The 20747-nt window shown below is 42.9% G+C and carries 20 protein-coding genes; 16 read left to right on the top strand and 4 right to left on the bottom strand.

Annotated features, from left to right (window positions below):
• Positions 1–37: 37 nt before the first annotated feature.
• Positions 38–1771 carry a sigma-54-dependent Fis family transcriptional regulator gene (locus H7J92_RS04000; RefSeq protein WP_221835465.1) on the bottom strand — a complete coding sequence of 578 codons (1734 nt, stop codon included), beginning with the start codon at positions 1769–1771 and terminating at the stop codon, positions 38–40.
• Positions 1772–2258: 487 nt separating this feature from the next.
• Between H7J92_RS04000 and H7J92_RS03995 the strand changes: the two genes are divergently transcribed.
• From H7J92_RS03995 to H7J92_RS03960, 8 genes are all read left to right on the top strand, one after another.
• Positions 2259–3245 (top strand): LacI family DNA-binding transcriptional regulator, encoded by a 987-nt coding sequence (locus H7J92_RS03995; protein WP_343228070.1) that lies wholly within the window; start codon positions 2259–2261, stop codon positions 3243–3245.
• The gene (rbsK, locus tag H7J92_RS03990; protein ID WP_078817145.1) at positions 3245–4132 is read left to right on the top strand and encodes a ribokinase; all 888 of its coding nucleotides are present in this window, start codon (positions 3245–3247) and stop codon (positions 4130–4132) included. Before H7J92_RS03995 ends, rbsK begins: the two co-directional genes overlap by 1 nt.
• Positions 4129–4518 (top strand): D-ribose pyranase, encoded by a 390-nt coding sequence (rbsD, locus tag H7J92_RS03985; protein ID WP_078817146.1) that lies wholly within the window; start codon positions 4129–4131, stop codon positions 4516–4518. The genes rbsK and rbsD overlap by 4 nt, the downstream gene beginning before the upstream one ends.
• Before the next feature lie 16 nt (positions 4519–4534).
• Positions 4535–6031, top strand: a complete 1497-nt coding sequence (locus H7J92_RS03980) for a sugar ABC transporter ATP-binding protein (RefSeq protein WP_221835463.1) — start codon at positions 4535–4537, stop codon at positions 6029–6031.
• A gap of 1 nt (position 6032) precedes the next feature.
• Positions 6033–6959 (top strand): ribose ABC transporter permease, encoded by a 927-nt coding sequence (gene rbsC, locus H7J92_RS03975; protein ID WP_078817363.1) that lies wholly within the window; start codon positions 6033–6035, stop codon positions 6957–6959.
• A 15-nt stretch (positions 6960–6974) separates the two neighbouring features.
• A complete protein-coding gene (gene rbsB, locus H7J92_RS03970; RefSeq protein WP_078817148.1) occupies positions 6975–7904 on the top strand; it encodes a ribose ABC transporter substrate-binding protein RbsB in 930 nt (309 codons plus the stop codon).
• Between the two features lie 465 nt (positions 7905–8369).
• The gene (locus H7J92_RS03965; RefSeq protein ID WP_078817149.1) at positions 8370–8798 is read left to right on the top strand and encodes a hypothetical protein; all 429 of its coding nucleotides are present in this window, start codon (positions 8370–8372) and stop codon (positions 8796–8798) included.
• A 240-nt stretch (positions 8799–9038) separates the two neighbouring features.
• The gene (locus H7J92_RS03960) at positions 9039–10955 is read left to right on the top strand and encodes an FUSC family protein (RefSeq protein WP_221835461.1); all 1917 of its coding nucleotides are present in this window, start codon (positions 9039–9041) and stop codon (positions 10953–10955) included.
• 93 nt (positions 10956–11048) lie between these two features.
• On the opposite strand, the gene H7J92_RS03955 is transcribed toward H7J92_RS03960, so the two are convergent.
• Entirely contained in the window at positions 11049–11975 is a 927-nt protein-coding gene (locus tag H7J92_RS03955) for a glycine betaine ABC transporter substrate-binding protein (protein WP_078817151.1), read from the bottom strand.
• Between the two features lie 197 nt (positions 11976–12172).
• Positions 12173–13102 (bottom strand): NAD(P)/FAD-dependent oxidoreductase, encoded by a 930-nt coding sequence (locus tag H7J92_RS03950; RefSeq protein WP_221835459.1) that lies wholly within the window; start codon positions 13100–13102, stop codon positions 12173–12175.
• A gap of 173 nt (positions 13103–13275) precedes the next feature.
• Here H7J92_RS03950 and H7J92_RS03945 point away from each other — a divergent pair, with 173 nt between their 5' ends.
• Positions 13276–14004 carry a DUF6612 family protein gene (locus tag H7J92_RS03945; protein WP_221835457.1) on the top strand — a complete coding sequence of 243 codons (729 nt, stop codon included), beginning with the start codon at positions 13276–13278 and terminating at the stop codon, positions 14002–14004.
• Positions 14005–14143: 139 nt separating this feature from the next.
• Here H7J92_RS03945 and H7J92_RS03940 read toward each other — a convergent pair whose 3' ends face one another.
• Positions 14144–14695 (bottom strand): GbsR/MarR family transcriptional regulator, encoded by a 552-nt coding sequence (locus tag H7J92_RS03940; protein ID WP_040758413.1) that lies wholly within the window; start codon positions 14693–14695, stop codon positions 14144–14146.
• A 210-nt stretch (positions 14696–14905) separates the two neighbouring features.
• Between H7J92_RS03940 and H7J92_RS03935 the strand changes: the two genes are divergently transcribed.
• The 7 genes from H7J92_RS03935 to H7J92_RS03905 all read left to right on the top strand — a co-directional run bounded on the left by H7J92_RS03935 (position 14906) and on the right by H7J92_RS03905 (position 20521).
• Positions 14906–16156: a quaternary amine ABC transporter ATP-binding protein gene (locus H7J92_RS03935; protein WP_009766011.1), complete on the top strand. Its 1251-nt coding sequence runs from the start codon at positions 14906–14908 to the stop codon at positions 16154–16156.
• Positions 16149–17000, top strand: coding sequence for an ABC transporter permease (locus H7J92_RS03930; protein ID WP_009766010.1), 852 nt, complete (start codon positions 16149–16151; stop codon positions 16998–17000). Before H7J92_RS03935 ends, H7J92_RS03930 begins: the two co-directional genes overlap by 8 nt.
• A 622-nt stretch (positions 17001–17622) precedes the next feature.
• Positions 17623–18342: an ABC transporter ATP-binding protein gene (locus H7J92_RS03925; protein ID WP_246602496.1), complete on the top strand. Its 720-nt coding sequence runs from the start codon at positions 17623–17625 to the stop codon at positions 18340–18342.
• Between the two features lie 14 nt (positions 18343–18356).
• On the top strand, positions 18357–19094 hold the full coding sequence (locus tag H7J92_RS03920; RefSeq protein ID WP_221835454.1) for an ABC transporter permease: 738 nt from the start codon (positions 18357–18359) through the stop codon (positions 19092–19094).
• A gap of 54 nt (positions 19095–19148) precedes the next feature.
• Positions 19149–19607: a LytTR family DNA-binding domain-containing protein gene (locus tag H7J92_RS03915; protein WP_009766001.1), complete on the top strand. Its 459-nt coding sequence runs from the start codon at positions 19149–19151 to the stop codon at positions 19605–19607.
• Positions 19604–20014 (top strand): DUF3021 domain-containing protein, encoded by a 411-nt coding sequence (locus tag H7J92_RS03910; RefSeq protein ID WP_221835453.1) that lies wholly within the window; start codon positions 19604–19606, stop codon positions 20012–20014. Before H7J92_RS03915 ends, H7J92_RS03910 begins: the two co-directional genes overlap by 4 nt.
• Before the next feature lie 57 nt (positions 20015–20071).
• Positions 20072–20521, top strand: coding sequence for an SWIM zinc finger family protein (locus tag H7J92_RS03905; protein ID WP_221835452.1), 450 nt, complete (start codon positions 20072–20074; stop codon positions 20519–20521).
• Positions 20522–20747 lie beyond the last annotated feature (226 nt).

Below are 20747 nucleotides of genomic sequence, written 5' to 3'. Positions count from 1 at the left end.
TTTTATTGATGACTTGAGTGTAGCACTGAGGCTACACTCAAGTCAAGATGTTAAATTTTCTTAATTTTTTATACAAAGTTGTTCTATGGATGCCCAGTAACTCTGCAGTACGTGACTTATTCCCATCCGTTTGATCCAATAAGTCTAAAATAATTCTTTTTTCCTCTGAATCTTGTTTTTCTCTCATGCTTTCTAATGTGGCAACGCTTTGCTCGTTCAAGATGCTTTGTGGCAAGTCGGTCTGCTCGATGATTTCGGAAGGAACTCTCTTAACCAAGTCCTCTATGACGACGACTAATTCCTCAATGTTACCGTTCCAACGGTGGTTCATTAAATAGGTTACGGCAGATGGTGAAAAGGATTTTTCTGGAATTTTATAAGCAAAACAAATTTCACGCATGAAGTGTGACAATAAGAAAGGGATATCCTCTTTTCTTTCGTGAAGTGGCGGAATGATGAGTTGTAATGGATTTAATTGTGCATACAACTCCGAACTGAAATCATTCGTTTCTGCCAGTTCACTTAAATTCCGTGTAGATGAGATGATTAGCTGAATGGGGAGGTCCACTGGTTTTTTTCGCAGGACATTTAGCAATTTCTTTTGAATAGCTATAGGCAGGAAGTCGATATCCTGCAAGTAGAGCGTGCCTTTTCTATCCCCTGAAAGTATGCCAGGCTCTCCATCTGGATTCCCCAAAAGCTGATCTTCTATTATGTGTGGTTCCTCATTCTTGCATGAAATGGAGATGAATGACTCCGCATTCCGTGGGCTTAGGTGATGAATACTTTCCGCAAATGCTTTTTTTCCGGTTCCATGTTCTCCATTCAATAATACAACGACTTGTGTACGCGCAGCTGTCCGTGCTTTTCGTTTCAAATTAGAAATAGCTTCACTCGAGCCGATGATTTGATCGAAACTTGAGAGATTATCTTGGGAGGAAGGGGGTGATTCAGTATCCGACATGATCTTCTGAAGCTGCAGCCGTTCGTATATACGATAAATATCCGAAACGCCTTCAAAGATTAGCATACCGATTGCAGCTACCACTTTGCCATTCTTCCAAATAGGAATTCGGTGCACTACCATGTCTTGGCCTTGAATATTCTGAAGGACCCCACGTTCTGGGATTCCTTTTTGAACCGTTTCATGCAGATTAGTGTTTTCGATCACGTCTGTGACATGCCTGCCAATCGCTTCTGTTCTCGGAACTCCAGTAAATTTACTATAAGCTGCATTAAATTCAATGATTATCCCATTTTCATCTACAACCGCCACACCTTCGTACGCTTTTTCCAAGATGACATCTAAAACGTCGGAAACTTTATCGTTCTTCACATAGCTCTCCATCAAAGCGGCAATCCCACTAAAGATTTCCTTGTATGTGATGAGGCCCGTCAGCACTCCGTGTTGATCCGTAATCAAAAATACATCCGTAGGGAGGGGAGCCAGATCGCTTAAAAGTGTGTTCTCTTCTATTTGTGCAACTTGCAGAGTAGGGAAGGTCTCAAGTAAATCATCGCCTTCATCGCCGTTAACGAAAGCTTCCATCACATCTTTAGGAGTCACGACGCCATATGGTTTATGATGCGGATCCACTATGGGAAGAAAGTCTAACTTAAGTTCTTTCATTACTTTCGCCGCTTCAAGTAAGGTCTTATTGGATTGAATAAAGGCTGGAGTTTCGACCATCCAATTCTGGACAGACATCCACTTCCTATCGTTTTCAAACTGAATAAGAATATCAACAAAAGATTCATCAAATTTATGCATAAGAGCCTCCGTTACCGATCAATTTTAAGTCTTCATCCACCCATTATAACGCATCCCTATGACAGTTGGTATCACGCCCTGTTACTGTTGAATCTTGTTGTCCATTGGTTGAAAAAATATCCTGTTGAAAAAACGTTATCAGGGTGACTTCATTTATATATTTAATTAGTTGCCATAGCGATAGAAAGGTGCGGTGCATGGCTGGTTTGGTTCGTTGCAACTGGACTAATGTGCGGTCGGGAAGAGTTTTGGTTCGATCCGGCATGACTTTGGTTCGTTCCTACGCTACTTTGGTTCGGTACCACCCGAGTTTGGTGCTTTACGCGGCTTCTTATTTTCAGAATACCTCCCGAGTTTTCTCCACCACAACCAGCTTCCATCTTTGTTCGTTTCCTCTATTGACATCAAAATTCCCAGTTGATATATTATGTGTAACCGGTACCACATTGTATGAATGTGGTACCGGTTACACAAGACCAGAATGAAGGTGGAATGGTTGGCGAATATACGGGATGTTGCCCAGAAGGCAGGAGTTTCAGTAGCGACTGTTTCACGTTATTTGAATAATAAGGGCTATATTAGTGAAGAAGCGAAACGTGTGATTTCAGCGGCGGTTGAGGAGCTGAATTATCGACCGAGTTTAGTGGCGCGTTCGCTAAATACAAAGCAAGCCATGTTTATCGGATTGATCGTGCCAGACATCGTCAATCCGTTTTTTCCTGAGTTGGCTCGTGCAATAGAAGACGTGGCGCTAGAGTATGACTACACCGTCGTTCTATGTAATTCGGATGAAAAGATTGAGAAGGAAATTCATTATCTTAATACGTTGCAGCAAAAATATGTTGCGGGATTCATAGTGGCGGCGAGTCATGCAGAAACCTCCCATTATACAGATTTGAATGTTCCAATCGTCGCCATTGACCGTCGGATCCATCCGTCAATTCCTTTGGTGGCGACAGATAATAGAGAAGGTGCGCGTATCGGGACGGAGCATTTACTGGCGAACGGTTGTCGGAAAATCCTTTGTATGAAAGGACCATCTGGATTAGGCCCGGCAGATGATCGTTTGATGGGTTTTATGGATGCAGTAGAAGGCAAAGATATAGAAATAGAGGTAGTGGAAAGTCCGTTCCAATTTGATGCGTCTGAGTCGATTGCACGGACTATTTTACAGCAACAGTCCATCGACGGTATTTTCGCGAGTAGTGATGTATCGGCGGCAGGCGCAATGAAAGCGGCCTATTCGCTAGGTATCTCTGTGCCGGATCAATTGCAAATTGTCGGATATGACGGCACGATGCTTGCAGGCCAGCTGACACCGAGTTTAACGACGGTGGCTCAGGACCTGTACCAGATTGGTGCGTTAGCATCCAGGATGCTCATTAAATTGATTGAAGGAAAGGAACTGGAAGAGCGTGAAATTCAGATACAAGCTGAATTGATTATTCGAGGAACAACAAGGAGTGGAGCTTGATGATAACGGTGATCGGCAGTGCCAATATGGATTTAGTTGTTGGGACGGATAATTTCCCTACGCAGGGCGAGACAGTTCTCGGCGATATTTTTGATACAGTACCCGGAGGGAAAGGTGCGAATCAAGCGGTTGCGGCAGCAAGGCTTGGAAGCAGTGTCCATATGGTGTGCTGTGTAGGTGACGATATGTTCGGCAAGAGTATCGTAAGCAATTTGCAAAAGAATGAAGTCGATTGTACAGGAGTTGGCGTGGTAGACGGCGCTTCAGGGATCGCTAATATTTTATTGTCGGAAGGCGATAACCGGATCATCGTGGTGCCGGGTGCGAATTCATTGCTGACGCCGGCTCATATCGACGCGATGGACGAAGTCATCAAGAAAAGTAAAGTCGTTATGTTCCAGCTGGAGATTCCGATTCCAACCGTCATGTATGCACTGGAAAAATGCCGCGAATTCGGTGTGCCTGTTTTGATGAATCCGGCACCTGCCGGAGGATTCAAAGCGGAAATGTTGCCGTTCATTACGTATTTAACGCCAAATGAAACCGAGTGTGAACAGCTTTTCGGAGTCGATATGGTCGATGCGTTAGAGACGCATCCAAACCGATTGATTGTGACGCTCGGCAGTGAAGGGGCGCGTTATTTTGATGGGCAGCGACATGTGATCGTGGAAGGTTTCAAGACGAAAGCTGTTGACACGACAGGAGCAGGGGATACATTCAACGGTGCGCTTGCTCATGGCATCGTCGAAGGAATGGATCTTGAGCGAGCTGTTCGTTTCGCCAATGCAGCGGCTTCGCTGTCCGTGGAAAAGTTCGGTGCGCAAGGCGGAATGCCCGCTTCTGAAGAAGTGGAAAAACGTATGGAAGAAGGATCAGAAGTACAATGAAGAAAAACGGAATGATCAATCGTGAACTAGCGGCAGTGCTTGCGAGAATGGGACATACCGATCAATTGACGATCGCAGATTGCGGTCTTCCGATTCCTGAAGGCGTGCCTTGCATCGACTTGTCTTACAAGCTTGGAAAGCCGGGTTTCACAGAGATTTTATTCGAATTGCTGAAGGATTTTGAAGCGGAGAAAGTGTATATCGCGGAAGAAATGAAAGCCGAGAATATTGAGATATATGAAGAAATGGAACGAGTAGGAAGCCCGTTCACCGAGGTTTCTCACGAAGAACTAAAAGAATTGTCCAAACAGTCCAAGGTCATTATTCGTACAGGAGAAGCGACACCGTATGCGAATTGTATTTTGCAGTCAGGCGTCATATTCTGAAAGTGGGTGAGCAGAGATGATTGCGATGAGTGGAATTTCAAAAAGCTTTAATGGAAACAAAGTGTTGGAAGACGTCCAATTTGAAGTGAAAAAAGGCGAAATCCATGCGCTCATGGGTGAGAACGGAGCAGGTAAATCCACAATGATGAAGATTTTGACCGGCATTTATTCGCGTGATGCGGGAGAAGTGTGGGTCAAAGGAGAGAAAGTGGAGTTCAAGAACGCAAAAGAAGCAGAAGAAGCGGGCATTGCGGTCATTCACCAAGAGCTAAATATTCTACCGGACTTGACGGTGGCGGAAAACTTTTATTTAGGTAATGAGCAGACGTTTGGCAAAAGCGGTATCTTAAAGACGAAAGAAATGAACCGGCAAGCTGAAGAGATTTTATCCAAATTGGGACTCGATATCGATGCACGTACGGTCACGCGCGAGCTTTCTGTCGGTAAACAGCAGATTATCGAGATCGCAAAGGCAGTTTCATCCAATGCAGAAGTGATTATCATGGATGAGCCGACTGCTGCTTTGACCGATCGGGAAATCGAAACGTTATTTGAGACGGTTCGTTCATTGCAGGCACAAGGAGTGTCGTTCGTTTATATTTCGCATAGGATGGAAGAAATTTTTGCGATGTGTGATCGAATCACGATTTTACGGGACGGCCAGTATGTCGGTGTACGGAAAATTAAAGAAACGACATTTGAAGAAATTGTGCAAATGATGGTAGGCCGGGAATTAGGGGAACGGTTCCCTAAACGGTCACATGATATCGGCGATGTCAAGATGAAAGTGGAAGGTTTGACGCATGACGGATTTTTCGAAGATGTGTCGTTCGAAGTGCGCAAAGGTGAAATTCTAGGCATTGCAGGTTTGATGGGTGCAGGCAGAACAGAAGTCATCCAATCCATATTCGGGTATAGGAAACTGACTTCCGGCCAGATTTTTATTGACGGCAAACCGGTAAAAATCTCAAATCCTTTGCAGGCAAAAAAGCTTGGCATTGGATACGTCACAGAAGACCGGAAATCAGAAGGACTGATTTTGGATTTCTCTGTAAGGGACAATATGAGTTTGACGAATTTTGATCGCATTTCCCAATCGGCAATTATCCGGAAGGGGAAAGAAAATGCGCTTTACGATATGATGTCGAAACGGTTGCGCGTTCGAACATCCGGTCCTGAACAGGCAGTGAAGTCGTTGAGTGGCGGCAATCAGCAAAAAGTCGTCATTGCGAAATGGTTGGGGATCGAGCCGGATATTTTGTTTTTGGATGAACCGACAAGAGGTGTGGATGTCGGAGCAAAGAAAGAAATTTACAGCATTATCAATGAATTAGCTGAACGGGGAGTGGCGATCGTAATGATTTCATCTGAATTGCCGGAGGTCATCGGTATGGCGGATCGCGTCTTGGTCATGCATGAAGGTCAGTTGATGGCGGACATTCCGAAAGAGGACATGACACAAGAACGGATTATGCATTTTGCAACAGGAGGTGACAAAGTTGTCCAAGCCTAATATGAAGGGGTCGTTACAGAAACTAGGTCCAGTAATTGGACTGCTTCTGATCATTGTTATTATTTCAATTATGAGCCCAAGCTTTTTGACACTGAATAACTTATTTAATGTGCTGCGTCAAGTGTCCATTAATGCCTTGATTGCGTTCGGGATGACGTTCGTTATTTTGACCGGCGGTATTGATCTATCGGTCGGATCCATCCTGGCTTTAACAGGTGCAGTGACGGCAGGTATGATGTCGGGCGGTATGGATCCGTTGCTTGCGATGTTGCTTGGCGTATTACTCGGTGTGATACTCGGAGCGATCAACGGTTTGATTATCGCGAAAGGGAAAGTCGCACCATTTATCGCAACACTTGCAACGATGACGATTTTCCGAGGGCTGACACTTGTCTATACAGAAGGACGCCCGATTTCAGGCCTAGGGGATTCTGCAGTCTTCACAATGTTAGGCAAAGGATACTTTTTCGGTATTCCGGTACCGGTCATTACGATGTCCATTACCTTTGCGGTGCTCTACTTCATTTTAAAGAAGACGACATTTGGCCGCCGAGTTTATGCAGTGGGCGGTAATGAAGAAGCGTCACGTTTATCTGGTATTAATGTCGATCGAATTAAGATTTATGTATATTCATTGGCAGGTGGTTTGACTGCGATCGCTTCGTTGATTCTGACGTCGCGTTTGAATTCAGCTCAGCCGACTGCAGGGAATATGTTTGAACTCGATGCGATTGCCGCTGTTGTTCTTGGCGGGACAAGTTTGACTGGCGGACGAGGCTGGATTGTCGGTACGTTGGTCGGTGCATTGATTATCGGTGTTCTGAACAATGGTCTGAATTTGATTGGTGTATCCTCTTTCTTCCAACAGGTTGTAAAGGGTGCAGTAATATTAATTGCGGTTCTCTTGGATCGTAAAAAAACAGCATAAGGAGATGTATACAGAATGAAGAAAATGAAATGGGCATTACTTATGGTAGTCGTTTTAGTATTGGCCGCTTGTTCTACAGAGCAGCCGGGTTCGAAGTCCTCGTCAGATAATGAGGATGCAGGAAAAGATGGAGACAAAGAGTTTAAAATCGGTCTTTCCGTTTCAACTTTGAATAACCCATTCTTCGTGACGTTAAGTGAAGGGGCAAAAGAGCAGGCGAAAGAATCAGGAGCGAAAATCATCGTAGTCGATGCGCAGGACGATGCGTCTAAACAAGCAAGTGACGTAGAAGATTTAATTCAACAAGGTGTCGATTTATTGATCATCAATCCGACAGATTCAGAAGCTGTTGTATCTGCAGTGGAATCTGCAAATAATTCCAACATTCCAGTCATCACAGTAGACCGCAGCGCTGAAGGTGGAGAAGTTGTTTCACATATCGCATCTGACAATAAAGCAGGCGGTGTATTGGCTGGAGAATATTTGCTTGAATTGTTAGGTGAAAATGCCAAAGTTGCTGAACTTGAAGGGATTGCAGGATCTTCGGCAGCTCGTGATCGAGGAGAAGGCTTTAACGAAGCAGTCGACGGGAAAGTAGACATCGTAGCTAAACAAACTGCGAACTTCAACCGTGCGGAAGGTTTGACTGTAATGGAAAACATTCTACAAGCTAACCCAGAAATTACAGGCGTGTTCGCTCATAATGACGAAATGGCGTTAGGTGCATTAGAAGCGATTCAGTCTGCTGGAAAAGATATCGTCGTCATCGGATTTGACGCAACAGACGATGCAGTTAAATCCGTAAAAGACGGAAAACTAGCAGCTACGATTGCACAAAAACCTGAAGAAATTGGGAAGAAAGCAATGGAAGCCGCGGTTGCTGTATTGAATGGCGAAGATGTAGATGCGGATATTCCGGTTGATTTGGAATTGATTAAGGAATAAATAGTGGATTAAAAGTACTCTCTGGCCGTCCGAACGGCTGGGGAGTTTTTTGATTGGATTTGATGTGAAATAATTGTTCAAGAGATTGAAAGGATATTCTATACGAGTCGTAACCTAACAGAGAGTATAGGAAGAAACTGCTGTATGAGCGTTTGGAATGGTTTTATGATCGAGTTCATTGTATTTATGATCGCTTGGGGTGTATGTATGAGCGACTGAGGGGCAGATATGATCGACCGTGGGGATTTATGAGCGTGTAAAGTTGTTTTATGATCGCGGGCAATCGAATGAGACAATAAATGTAGCTTTCGAGATGCAATTTTGTATAAATCCTAGACCTACGCAGGAAGTAGGTAGTTACGAATCAAGTGAAACAAGAAGTACTGGCATCATTTGTCATTACCAATTAACTAACAACGCTCACCTGAAATCGTTTATACTAGATAGAAGAAGGAGGAGTTTATCTTGAAAGCAATAAAAATACTCATCACAACAGTCGTCCTTATAGCTGCGATCGGCTATGGTGTATATTATTTCGGCAGCAAGCTCGTCGCGGATGAAGTGATGGATCAAGTGGAAGCAGAACTAGAAAGTAATGGTCAACTCGAAGCGATTAAGCAGGAAGTACGGAATGATCCCGAGCTCCAAGCATTTATCGCGGAAGGAAAAAATATAGATGATCGCAATTTGCCTTTTAAAACCAAAGATCAGGCGGTGCGTGTTTTAGTAAAGAAATTTAGTGTGAGCGAACTCGCTGAACTCCAATCCAAGATGAAAAGTGGCTTATCTGCGGAGGAAAAGCAAGAGTTGCTCTCTCGGTATGAAGATAGACTTTCCGAAGATGAATTATTGGCTTTGAAAGTGTTGGCTTACAAAGAGCTGGCGAATGAATAGTTTTAAATAGACCCCGACTTTGAAAGAGTTGGGGATTTTTTGTGTAAAATAATTGGATTTGTCGTTTGATGGTTGGGTATCCTGTTTTGAAGATTGTCGATTTGTTTTGGGCAGTTGAGTGTAGGTTATGACCGCAAAGTTGTAGAAGAGTTAAGAAGGTTCAAAGCTCTACATTTTACCTTAAACAACTTTAATGTTAAAATACTTTACGACGAAAAAAGATGGAAGAAGTGAGTGTAAATGAAACTGACTAAAAAAATGATCCTGACGAACACCTTACTATTCATCTTCATCCTTGGATTTGTTCTCGGTTTTGGTGCAGTGTTCGGCAGTGAAAATATTTTAATTGGTGTGTCGACGATTACCGCGATGTTGATGTTGCTGGAAAGAGATTTGACGAGCCATCCGATTAGAAATACCATGAAATTTGTTGTATTGAACCTTTTCATCGGTATAGCCGCATTCTTAACAGGTTTCAATATGTGGCTGGCGATTCCAATCAACTTCATAGCGATGTTTGTCATTAGCTATTCGTTGTTGTTTAATTTGAAAAATCCTCTCTACTTTCCTTTCTCCCTTCAATATGTATTCATTTTAGCCATGCCGGTAGCTGCAGATCAAATGCCTCTTCGACTGGCTTCTCTCGCTTTTGGTGCGCTTGCGATCATGGGTATGCAAATGCTGGCGAACAAAAACAGAATCACGAAGAGTGGCGATCAAAAAGTCCAGACGATCTGTACAGCCTTGATTGAAAAGATGAGGCTCTTGCAAAAAGGTGAACCGCTCGAAGAAATTACTGAACAAATCACCAGTGATATTAGCGGTTTGCGAGGTATTGTGTACGATAAAAGAGAAGAAAATTACTTTTTGACTGAAGAGGGACGTTTGAAATTAAATATTTCCGTTGCACTGGAAAAAATTGATATTCTGCTCGATGAAATTTCCGAGGAAGAAATGCGGGAAGTTATGCTGCAAGATATCATACAGTGTCTTGAATTGGCTATCGGTGGCTTGCAAGATAAAGAAACGATGACTTTATTGGAAGATACCTTTGACCAAATGCTGCATAAATATAAAGCGGAACGTAATCATAATATAGTTGTGTTGCGCATGCTCAATCATATTGGTTTCTTAAAAGACAATTTGGCTGAATTAAGTAACTTAGGCAAAGAGCACTATAACGTTGTCAAAAGGTTAGAGCAAATTCCGCAGAAATTCCAAAAGTTAACGATTAGTGAAACGCCAAGTCATACGAATTCAATCAAGCTGTCGTACGCGATTCGAATGGCGGTTGGAATCAGTCTTACAGGATTCATGATAGACTTTTTTGATCTAGTGGAAGGTCGCTGGATGATGTTCACGGTATTGTCTGTTATTATCCCTCTGTATGAACAATCTCAAAAGAAGATGCGCGACCGTATATTTGCGACGACAATTGGAGCTGTTGCCGTCACTATTTTATTTATGATATTTCAAAGCTATACAGCTCGTTCCGTCTTGCTTATGATGGCAGGTTACTTGATGAGCTATGTTAAAGCGTATCGATATAACACAATCCTCGTTACATTCTCTGCAATCGGCGCAGTGGCTTTGGTCACGGGTACGACAGAGGTGTTGACGTTGGAACGAGTTGCGTTCGTAGTGGCAGGAGTTATTTTGGCCTCGCTTATCAATAAGTTTATTCTGCCGTATAAACTGGAGGACGCGAATCGTGATTTATGGTCAATGTACAATGATACGGTCCATGAAATGTTAGTGGAAGCAAAAGAAAAAGTGAAGGGGGGCGGTGATCAGCATGCCATCAAAAATTTATTATTAATTACTACGATGATTGAGGATCGACTGAAGCTGAATAATCAAGATACCCCAAGTACAGATGGAGTTGCATGGCTAAAGCATCAGCGGCGGGCTGCAAATACTCTTTATGAACTATATGGATGGATCGACCAACATGGCTTGCAGGAATCCAATATCCCAGCCGTCAATATGGGTCTGCAGGTCCTTTTAGAGGAGTCGATCCAGGAGACTGGTCTTCGACAGGCAATTGTAGAAATGGAACAAGTGATTCACTCCACTCCAAGAATAGAAGATCGAATGGTGCTGAGCATGATTTTGGAAGTGATGGAGGAAAAGTACTCCGCTATGCTGACAAGGTAAATAGTTTTACAATGTTTATAAACTTCGAATTGAATGAAAATCCCCCGGCGTAAACAGTTCATCTGTCCATGCCGGGGGATTTTATTTTGCTTATTACTCTTTCAAATCTTCAATTGAATCAATTTCCATATAGGTTGGTACGACTAGACCGATTTTCACATCTTCCATGCTTACACCGATATCGTCCAGTTTGTCTTCAAACTTTTCCATATATGTTGCATGTGTGATTGGCAACCAGCCTGCAAGCAATACATCTGCACTGCCATCAGCAACTGCTGTGTACATTGGACCTGCTTCGACTTGTGACATTTCAACTTTATAACCCAAGTCTTCCAATACAAGAGCCATCATATTCGTGCTTGCAACTGTACTGTCCCAAGCTACGTATACAAATTTAATCGTATCGCCGTCTACTTTTTCTACACCGTCTGTCCACTCAGCAACTTTGTCTTCATTGGCATCGATCCAGTTTTGAGCTGCTACTTTTGGATCTTCTCCGTCAATGATTTCCACCATGATTTCAGCCATATCTTCTTCTGTCCAGTGGAAGTTTTTCAAAACTTGGTAAGCTTCCGGTAAGTCTTCTTCTAGACCAAGACGTCCGATTGTGTGAATTTCTTCCGCCCCACCGTAAGAACCTTCTGGATCTTCAAGGTATTTAAGATCATATTTTGCGAATTTCCAGTGTGGAGACCATCCTGTTACGATGATTGGCTCTTCTTTGTCATACGCTTTTTTCAATGCTGCCGTCATGGCTGCGCCTGAACCTGTAACAACGTCCCACTTTTCTAAGTTGTAATCTTCAAGTGCACGGTCCGTTGCTTCCATGATGCCCGCGCCTGGGTCGATTCCTGTAATCTTGTAGTCTACTGCTTTACCGATGGATTCTGTTGCGCCTGTTGCGTCTTTGTCTCCGTCAGTTTTTGATGTGTCCTCATTTTTGTCGCCGCCACATGCAGCAAGACCTACTGCTAATAGAGCGACTGAGCTGAATCCTAGAACTTTCTTTTTAAATGACACGATACAGTTCCTCCTTGTATTTGGTTGCAAGTGAGATGGACGTTTTGTTGTCCAACGTCTGTATAGTATGTACAACCTTTTTGTTTCCGCTGTCATAGCGAACCTTTACTAGTATAACTGTAATATGTTTGCAATACAACCGTTTTACCTATATTTATTGTATGTACAGTTTTTACTGTACAAAGTGTCTGATCTATTTAATCGAAAAACTCATTCGTCAAATCACCATTCATTCCGATCGCCGCCGCGCTGCCTGTGCCCGCTGCAATAATTAATTGAGATGGGACAATATGTGCTGCGTCGCCTGCTGCATAGACGTTCCATACACTGGTGCGTCCATATTCATCGGTTGAAATTCCTCCATATTCATTACGCTCACAGCCTAGTTCTGCTGCAAATTGGTTAGGGTGGCTCCAGAGTGGGGAGGCGAATCCGCCGGTGCGGTCGATGAGTGTGCCGTCTTCCAGTCGAATGCTTTCAAGTTGTCCGTTTTTTCCTTCCAGTCCTGCGATCATGTCGTCTATGATTTGTATTCCTTTCGCATTAAGTTTTTTGCATTCTTCCGCTGTAAGCTGACCTTCGCCGTTTGTAAAGACGATCAAATCACGGCTCCATGTATAGACTTCTGCTGCAATTTTGAAGACATTCTTATCCGCAATAACGGCGAGAGGCTGATCGCGAAGTTCCCAGCCGTCACAGTAAGGGCAGCTGAATATGGATGTTCCGTAGAAGCGTTCAATATCCGGGATATTTGGTTGTTCGTCCTGTAAACCGACTGCCAATAAAATTTTCTGACTGCGAAAGATTTTTCCACCCGCCGTCCTTAATTCATAATGTGTCTCGTCTATTCTCTCAATGGAAGCAATTCGCTCATTGTGAAACTCAACGGAAGGGTAATTCGCAATTTCCTCTCGGGCGAGTCGTCTTAATTCAGCAGGCTGGATGCCGTCTCTTGTTAAAAAACCATGTGCTTCCCGTGTCACTCGATTCCGCGCATGGTCGTCATCAAATATAACCGTTTTTCGTCTCGCCCGACCGAGTACCAGGGCTGCGCTCAATCCAGCGGGTCCACCGCCAATAATTGCACATTCATAAAGCATATCGTCACTCATTCCTTTTCTTGTCATTATGCTTCTTTAATTCCCCGATATACATGCAGCAAACTAAGAGAGGTGGATGGAGGTACTGCATTTCTCAATGAAGGGGTCAAATGATAGGTAATGTTCAGTGGGCATTCAGGCACTTTCGATAAATTAGGAAAACGCTATACTATGAGAAAACTGGTTTAGGAGGAAGAAGAATGAAAAGTATTAGTAGATTACTGATGTTAGTTCTTTCCGCCATCGTACTCAGCGCTTGTGCTGAATCGGCAGATAACCTGACGATGCAAGAAGTCCAAACACGTCTGGATCAATCACCGGAAGAATTGAAGAGTTATGAAATCGACATGGCGTTGACGGTGCTTGCGAAAGATATGGCAAAGGGAGAGCAGAAACAGGTTAACAAAGGGAAAATACAATACGTCGACAAGGAGTCGCCTGATTTCCATGCATCGTACGTAACAACAACGGATGGTCAGCCGAACGATACGAAAGCAGAAGTTTATAAAAAAGCAGAAGTTGTATTGGCTAATGAAAACGGAGGAAGGTGGGAAGATGTTTCAGGTCAATATACAGAAGAAGAATTGTTAAATGTCCAATACGAAAAAGTGATCGATCGACTCGGAGAAGTCGAAGAAGAATTGGCAATGAAAGAGAAGGACAATGAATATATTTTTACATACGACGGAAATGACCAAGACTTTTATAAAGTATTTCAGGAACTATTTAATATGTCGTTTAAAGGTGTCGATTCATCGAATATCGCTTCAAAGCTCGAAGTAAAGATTGCGAAAGATCATATGAGATTAAAAGAGTTTCATTATGAAGCAGAAGGGAAAAATCCTACGCAGTCTGTAACGATTTCCGTGGATTTGAATTATGGGAAGGTGAATGAGGCGGAGGAAATCATGCTGCCTGAGGTGGAGTAAATGGGATATTGAACAAGTAGCTTTTGCTTCCTACACCACATGATATGTATAAAGGAGTGATTAAGCATTCCACTTACCATAAAACGGTAGTGGAATGCTTTTTATTATTTGAAAACCGCAAAAGCCTAAGCTCTCACGGTCATTTACCCTCTTGTATATCGTCTTTTCGTGGTACCAGATCAAAAATATCATGATCTTCAAATGCATCGACCAGACGATCTAGCCATTCATAATAATCTTGAACGTATCGAAGCTTCTCTATGTCTCTTTCTACCATTAGTTTCAAATCATCTGTAATGGATGGATCGGCTGCCAGCTTGTTTAACTCGTTCAATGACTTACGGATGGTGGTGGAATAAAGAGAGATGGAGCGCCGCCATTTGATAGAGAATAAGTCGATGAAGCTTTGATACCAATCGTCTTTGACTTGGTATAAGTCTTTACGGACGCCTCGTTTCCATGCGCGTTCCACTAACTTCAAATCAGATAGGGCGCGGACGGATGTACTCATGCTGGTTTTACTCATCCCGAGTTCTTCTGTCATGTCATCCAATGTCAACGGATCGTCATGGAAAAACATCGTGCCATATTGTCTGCCTGCAGATGGAGTCAGGCCGTATAGATGTATGTTTTGCGCGATTGTTTCGATAATTCGCTCGCGTGATTTTTCAAGTTGTTCTTTACCGTCCATAAAGTGTACCTCCATTAAAATACTGGGGATGGATTTCTCCCCGATTGCTAATATAGCGTATTATATTTGACGTGTAAAAGCAATATTTAGATGAAAGTTTGTACAGTTTTTACTGTATAAACAATTAATTTAGGTTAAACTGTTGTATTGCAAAACTGTTACGTCTATAATAATAAAGTCAAGTTTTTAGAAAGCTAGGGAGTTGTCCACATGAGTGATCAAGAAATGACAAAGAAAATTGAAGTACAAGGTACGACGAAAATATTCGGAAAGAATACGAAACGTGCCGCGCAATTACTGAACGAGGGGAAGTCCAAGAAGGAAATTTTACAAGCGACGGGCGCGACGGTCGGTGTAAAAAATGCTTCATTTGACGTCTATGATGGAGAAATCTTCGTTATCATGGGATTGTCAGGAAGTGGGAAATCGACACTTGTACGCATGTTGAATCGTTTGATCGATCCGACGATGGGGAAGATATTGATCGATGGAAAAGATATTGTGGAGATGAATAAGGAGCAGTTGCGTGAAGTTCGCAGGAAAAAAATCGGCATGGTGTTCCAGAACTTTGCATTGTTTCCGCATAAGACGATACAGGAAAATACAGAATATGGATTAGAAATTCAAGGCATCGCAAAGGAGACGCGACTAGAAAAGGCGAAAGAATCCTTGCGATTGGTAGGTTTGGCAGGTTATGAAGAACAATATCCGAATCAACTCAGTGGCGGGATGCAGCAACGGGTAGGTCTAGCTCGTGCGCTTGCAAATGACCCGGACGTGTTGCTAATGGACGAAGCGTTTAGTGCGCTTGATCCGTTGATTCGTAAAGATATGCAAGACGAATTGTTGCAACTTCACCATGACATGGGGAAAACGATTATTTTCATTACGCATGATTTGGATGAAGCGTTGCGAATTGGAGATCGAATCGCACTCATGAAAGACGGCGATATCGTCCAGATCGGAACGCCGGAAGAAATTTTGATGAGTCCGTCCAATGAATATGTCGAGCGTTTTGTCGAAGACGTCGATTTATCGAAGGTATTGACAGCATGGCATATTATGAAGAAAGCGGACACAGTGCAAGTCGATCGAGGTGCCCGCGTAGCCTTGCGCTTGATGAAAAAGTTAAGCATTTCTTCTATTTATGTAGTGGATAAAGGGAACCGTTTGCTTGGTGCTGTCACTGCACAAGATGCACTTACAGCGACAGAAGAAGGAAAGCTCCTAGAAGATGTACTCATTCGCGACATTACGAAGGTTTCACAAGATACAGTATTGACAGATTTATTCGATACGGTTTCGACTGCCTCCGTTCCAGTTGCGGTAGTGGATGAAAGAGAACATCTGCAAGGAATCATTATCCGAGGTGCGTTAATTGGCGCGCTTGCTGGAAATGGACAGTTTATTAATAACGATCCTGTTGCAACGGGAGTAAACGAGGTGACGGATCATGAATAATTTATTACCAAGATTACCATTCGCTGATTGGATCGATGACGGAGTAGATTGGTTGGTCGACACGTTCGGCACAGTATTTGATGGTATTTCTGCTTTCCTAAAAGGTACCGTTGAAGGTGCGGTTACGCTAATGGATTTAGTACCTTCCATTTTGCTGGCAGTCATCTTTGCAGTGATTGCTTATTTCTTGTCGACACGTGGTATCGCGTTGTTTACATTGATTGGTTTGTTGTTCATTGACTATTTAGGTTACTGGTATCCAATGCTTCAAATGCTCGCTCTCGTTCTGACTTCGGTCGCGATTGCGTTACTCATCGGGATTCCGTTAGGTATTTGGGGTTCTCAACAAGCAACGGTGAAGAAAATCATCAATCCGATTCTCGACTTGATGCAGACAATGCCGGCATTCGTTTATTTATTGCCAGCGATTTTCTTCTTTAATATCGGTGTCGTGCCCGGGGTTGTGGCATCTGTCATTTTCTCCATGCCGCCGACAATTCGTTTGACGATGCTCGGAATCGAACAAGTGCCAAAAGATTTAATCGAAGCAACAGAAGCATTCGGTTCCAAAACATCACAGCGTTTACTGAAAGTGCAGATTCCATTGGCTAAATCCACGATCATGGCAGGAGTCAACCAAAGTATTATGTTGTCACTATCGATGGTCGTCATCGCGTCCATGGTTGGTGCACCGGGTCTCGGAGAAGAAGTGTATCGTTCCGTTACTCAGCTGAAAACCGGTAAAGGTTTCGAAACAGGATTGTCAATCGTCATTGTTGCGATCATCCTGGACCGGATTACCCAACACGCAGGTAATCGGAAGAATAAAAAAGTAGCGAAATAAGATGTGAGAATAGCTGTCCGGAAAGTCTTTGAAACAAGACTTTCTGTGGCAGCTTTTTTTATTTCGGTACGTAATTGTCCGTTAATACTTATAAATCCATGTTAAACCGAACCAATTCTAGGTTGAACCGAACCAAACCCGGGTAGTACCGAACCAAACCCGGGTTGAACCGAACCGTACCCGGGTAGTACCGAACCAAACCCGGGTAGAACCGAACCAAACCCGGGTTGAACCGAACCAACCCCGGGTTGAACCGAACCGTACCCGGGTAGTACCGAACCAAACCCGGGTAGTACCAGACCAAACCCGGGTAGTACCAGACCAAACCCGGGTAATACCGAACCAAACCCGGGTAGTACCGAACCGTACCCGGGTAGTACCGAACCAAACCCGGGTTGAACCGAACCAAACCGGTTGAACCGAACCGTACCCGGGTTGAATCGAACCAAACCCGCATTAGCCCGAACCAATCCCACAAAACACCGAATACATTCATGCCACTCACCTAACAAATCCTGCAACTGACATTCAAAAATGTACCACTCATCCAAATCCGGCTGACGTTTTATTCGCCAGTTCGTATACTAAAAGTATAAAGAGTGAACGAATGGAGGAAAACATAATGACTGTGGTCGAGGCGCAAGACGTTCGAAAATCATTTGGATCATATGACGTATTGAAGGGAGTGGAGTTTCAGGCAAATGAAGGGGAAATTGTGGCGGTCATTGGGAAAAACGGAGCGGGGAAGTCGACTTTTTTAGAGATGCTTATGACGATTCAAACACCGGACGCAGGAGGCATTCATCTATTCGGCAAGGAGTTGCATTGTCTTTCCATCAATGAAAAAGAGCAGCTGAGAAAACAAATTTCTGTCGTACTGCAGCCAACACAGTTTTATAAAACGATGAAAGTTTATGAACTGCTGAAACTATTTCAGTCCTATTATGATTCCACTAAAGATGTCAATCAGGTATTGGCGGAGTTTCATCTTGAACCGTATCGTCGAACCTATTTCGATAAGCTTTCGGGTGGGTGGAAGCAAATTGTCAGTTTGGCGATTGCGTTCATGTCGCAGCCTAGGCTGTTGATTTTGGATGAACCGACAACAGGGTTGGACCCTCATATGCGCAATATGCTGTGGAATTACATTACGGACTACAATAAAAGGATGGGTGGAACGGTCATTTTAACAACTCATAATATGGATGAAGTGGAGTTGTACTGTGATAAGGTGATGTTGCTTAACAATGGCATAGCAGAGGTGCTTGATACCACGGAACGGATTTTGGAGCGCGGTTATCGCTCAATTCATGAGTTTTATTTACAAAATGTGACGGTTTAAGGGGGAGATTAGACATGTTAGCTACACAACTAAAATACGATTTATTAATGTTTTGGAGAGAAATTTTCTATGTGGTGTTTACGATTGTCGTGCCGCCCGTATCGTATCTTTTCATGGGACAGTTATTCGGAGAAGCTACTTATGATGGAAGTTTGAATTATGCGGAGACTTATACACCATCATTCATTCTACTCATCGCGTTTGGAGTTATTTTTTTCGCTTTCGGATTTGAACAAGTAACGCACCGGACAACAGGCATCGAAAAGCGGATTACACTGACACCCGTGCCGAAGCGTATGCTTTTGTTGTCTGCTATTTTGAAATCCATTATTTTAACGAGTCTCGGCTATTTCCTTGTATTTTCTATTGGCGCATTGGTATATGATCTGCAATTTCATTTGATAGACTTTCTTGCTTCTTATGGATTTTTCATTGCAATGAACGCAGTACTTCTCGTCTTATCTTCAGCTATTTATTCATTTTTCACAAATCAAAATAGTGCACTTGTCTTCTCTATCGTTATTTTTCAACTAGTCATGATTTCAGGAGGCTTTACGATGCCGATAGAGTTGATGCCGAAATTCGTGCAAACAATTGCAGATTTCAATGTGATCTATCATATGAATCAACTTTTTATTGCAATATGGAATGGGCAGCTGGAATGGACAGGGGAAACGATTCTATCAGGTAGCTTCATTGCCATTGTATTCGTACTCAGCTTGTGTATTCTTCGTCTGAAGCAATCGAAATAGTACAGACAATTTGGAAAGAAACGTTTACACTATTGTCGGGAGGGGTTTCTCGAAATGAAAGTTTTCTTGAATATCGATAGTGCAAATAAAGGGACAACAGTCACCATTGAATGCGAAGAAATGAATCAATCGATCCAAGAAGTTTTGGACTTTTTAAAAGGACAGGAACTGGATTTTATCGTAGGTAAGGATGGAGAGATGCAGCATATCTTAAAGCCGGCGGACATCCATTATTTTCACGCAACGTCATCTGGAGTTGCTGCCGTCACTGCAAATGGTTCCTTTCTAGTGAAAGAAAAACTATATGAATTGGAAGCCGTTTTACCATCAAGTCGTTTTATTCGGCTCTCTAAATCGGTCATTGCCAATCTCCATGAATTGAGCCGTTTCGAAGCTTCTTTTAACGGGACACTGGCAGTATACTTTAAATCGGGGACGAAAGAATATGTTTCAAGAACATACGTCAACGGGATCAAGGAAGCGCTTAAAATGAAAAGGAGGAGTAAGGAATGAACTCTTTTTTATTCCGCAGTATGATTGGTATTTTCTTTGGTGGTTTCCTGGCAGTCGTCATTACAAGTTTGGCCATATATGTAAGCGATCTTGAAACACTAAAAGCAGATGTGTTCGTCAAGAACGCTCTAGGCACAATTTTTTGTGGCTGGTTTTTCAGTGTCACCCCACTTTATTTTGAAAATGAAAGTTGGTCACTGCTGAAACAGACTTTGTATCACTTCATTACCGTGCTGATTCTTTACTTTATCACTGCTTTCGGTATCGGCTGGTTTACTTTTACGGCTAAGAGCTTTTTGACATTTACAGGTCTGTTTTTGGGACTGTACATTGCCAGCTGGATTGGATTTTATTTGTATTATGCGAATGAAGCGAAAAAGCTGAATGAAGAGTTGAAAGAGTGGTAAGCGTCTAATGAGCTGGTCTATGCTAAAATAATGAAAAATCGGTAGAAGGAGCGACTTATGAATATTTATCAATTCGAAGAGCATGTGAATCAGAAGATTGTGACCCGTGGTTGGAACTATTTTTGTGATGGTCGTGTCAGTTCTTCCCGTAAACGACAAGAAGGGACGTATACTTTCTTTATTTTGGGCAGTGAAAAATATGAAGTAACTGTAACTATAGGTGATGAGGGAACGATTTTGTTTTCATCATGCAACTGTCCGTATGACTATAGTTCTGTTTGTAAGCATGGGGTGGCAGCTTATTTTGAGCTGGCGGAACAATTGGATGGTAAGACTCCGCCTTCTGCCCCACAATGGGTGGAAGTGACGGATGATCCTTTCACAGAAATACTTCAGACGTTATCGAATGAAGTATTGATTGAGATCGTGAGAGATTTAACAGAACGAGATGAGGTATTGAAACGTCGCTTATTGGCTGTTTATTCGAAGGGAGAGGGAGACGTCTGAGAGGGATTGAACAATTAGTGAATTCGATCATTGAGCTGATGCAGGATGATCCAACGGCTTGGCGGGACAGCAAGCAACCTGCAAAACAAGCACTAATCCAAGACCTACTTATAATATATCCGAATAAACCAGCTTTTGAATCCGAGTTAAGCAAGATTATATAACTTTAAATTCGGAATTATTAGTGCAATGCATAATCTTATAATGATATACTATTCTTCATGAC

This window comes from Sporosarcina aquimarina (assembly GCF_019748715.1).
GTDB classification, from domain to species: domain Bacteria; phylum Bacillota; class Bacilli; order Bacillales_A; family Planococcaceae; genus Sporosarcina; species Sporosarcina newyorkensis.
Note: the sequence above shows the minus strand (reverse complement) of the source record. Positions and strands in the feature narration are given on the sequence as shown.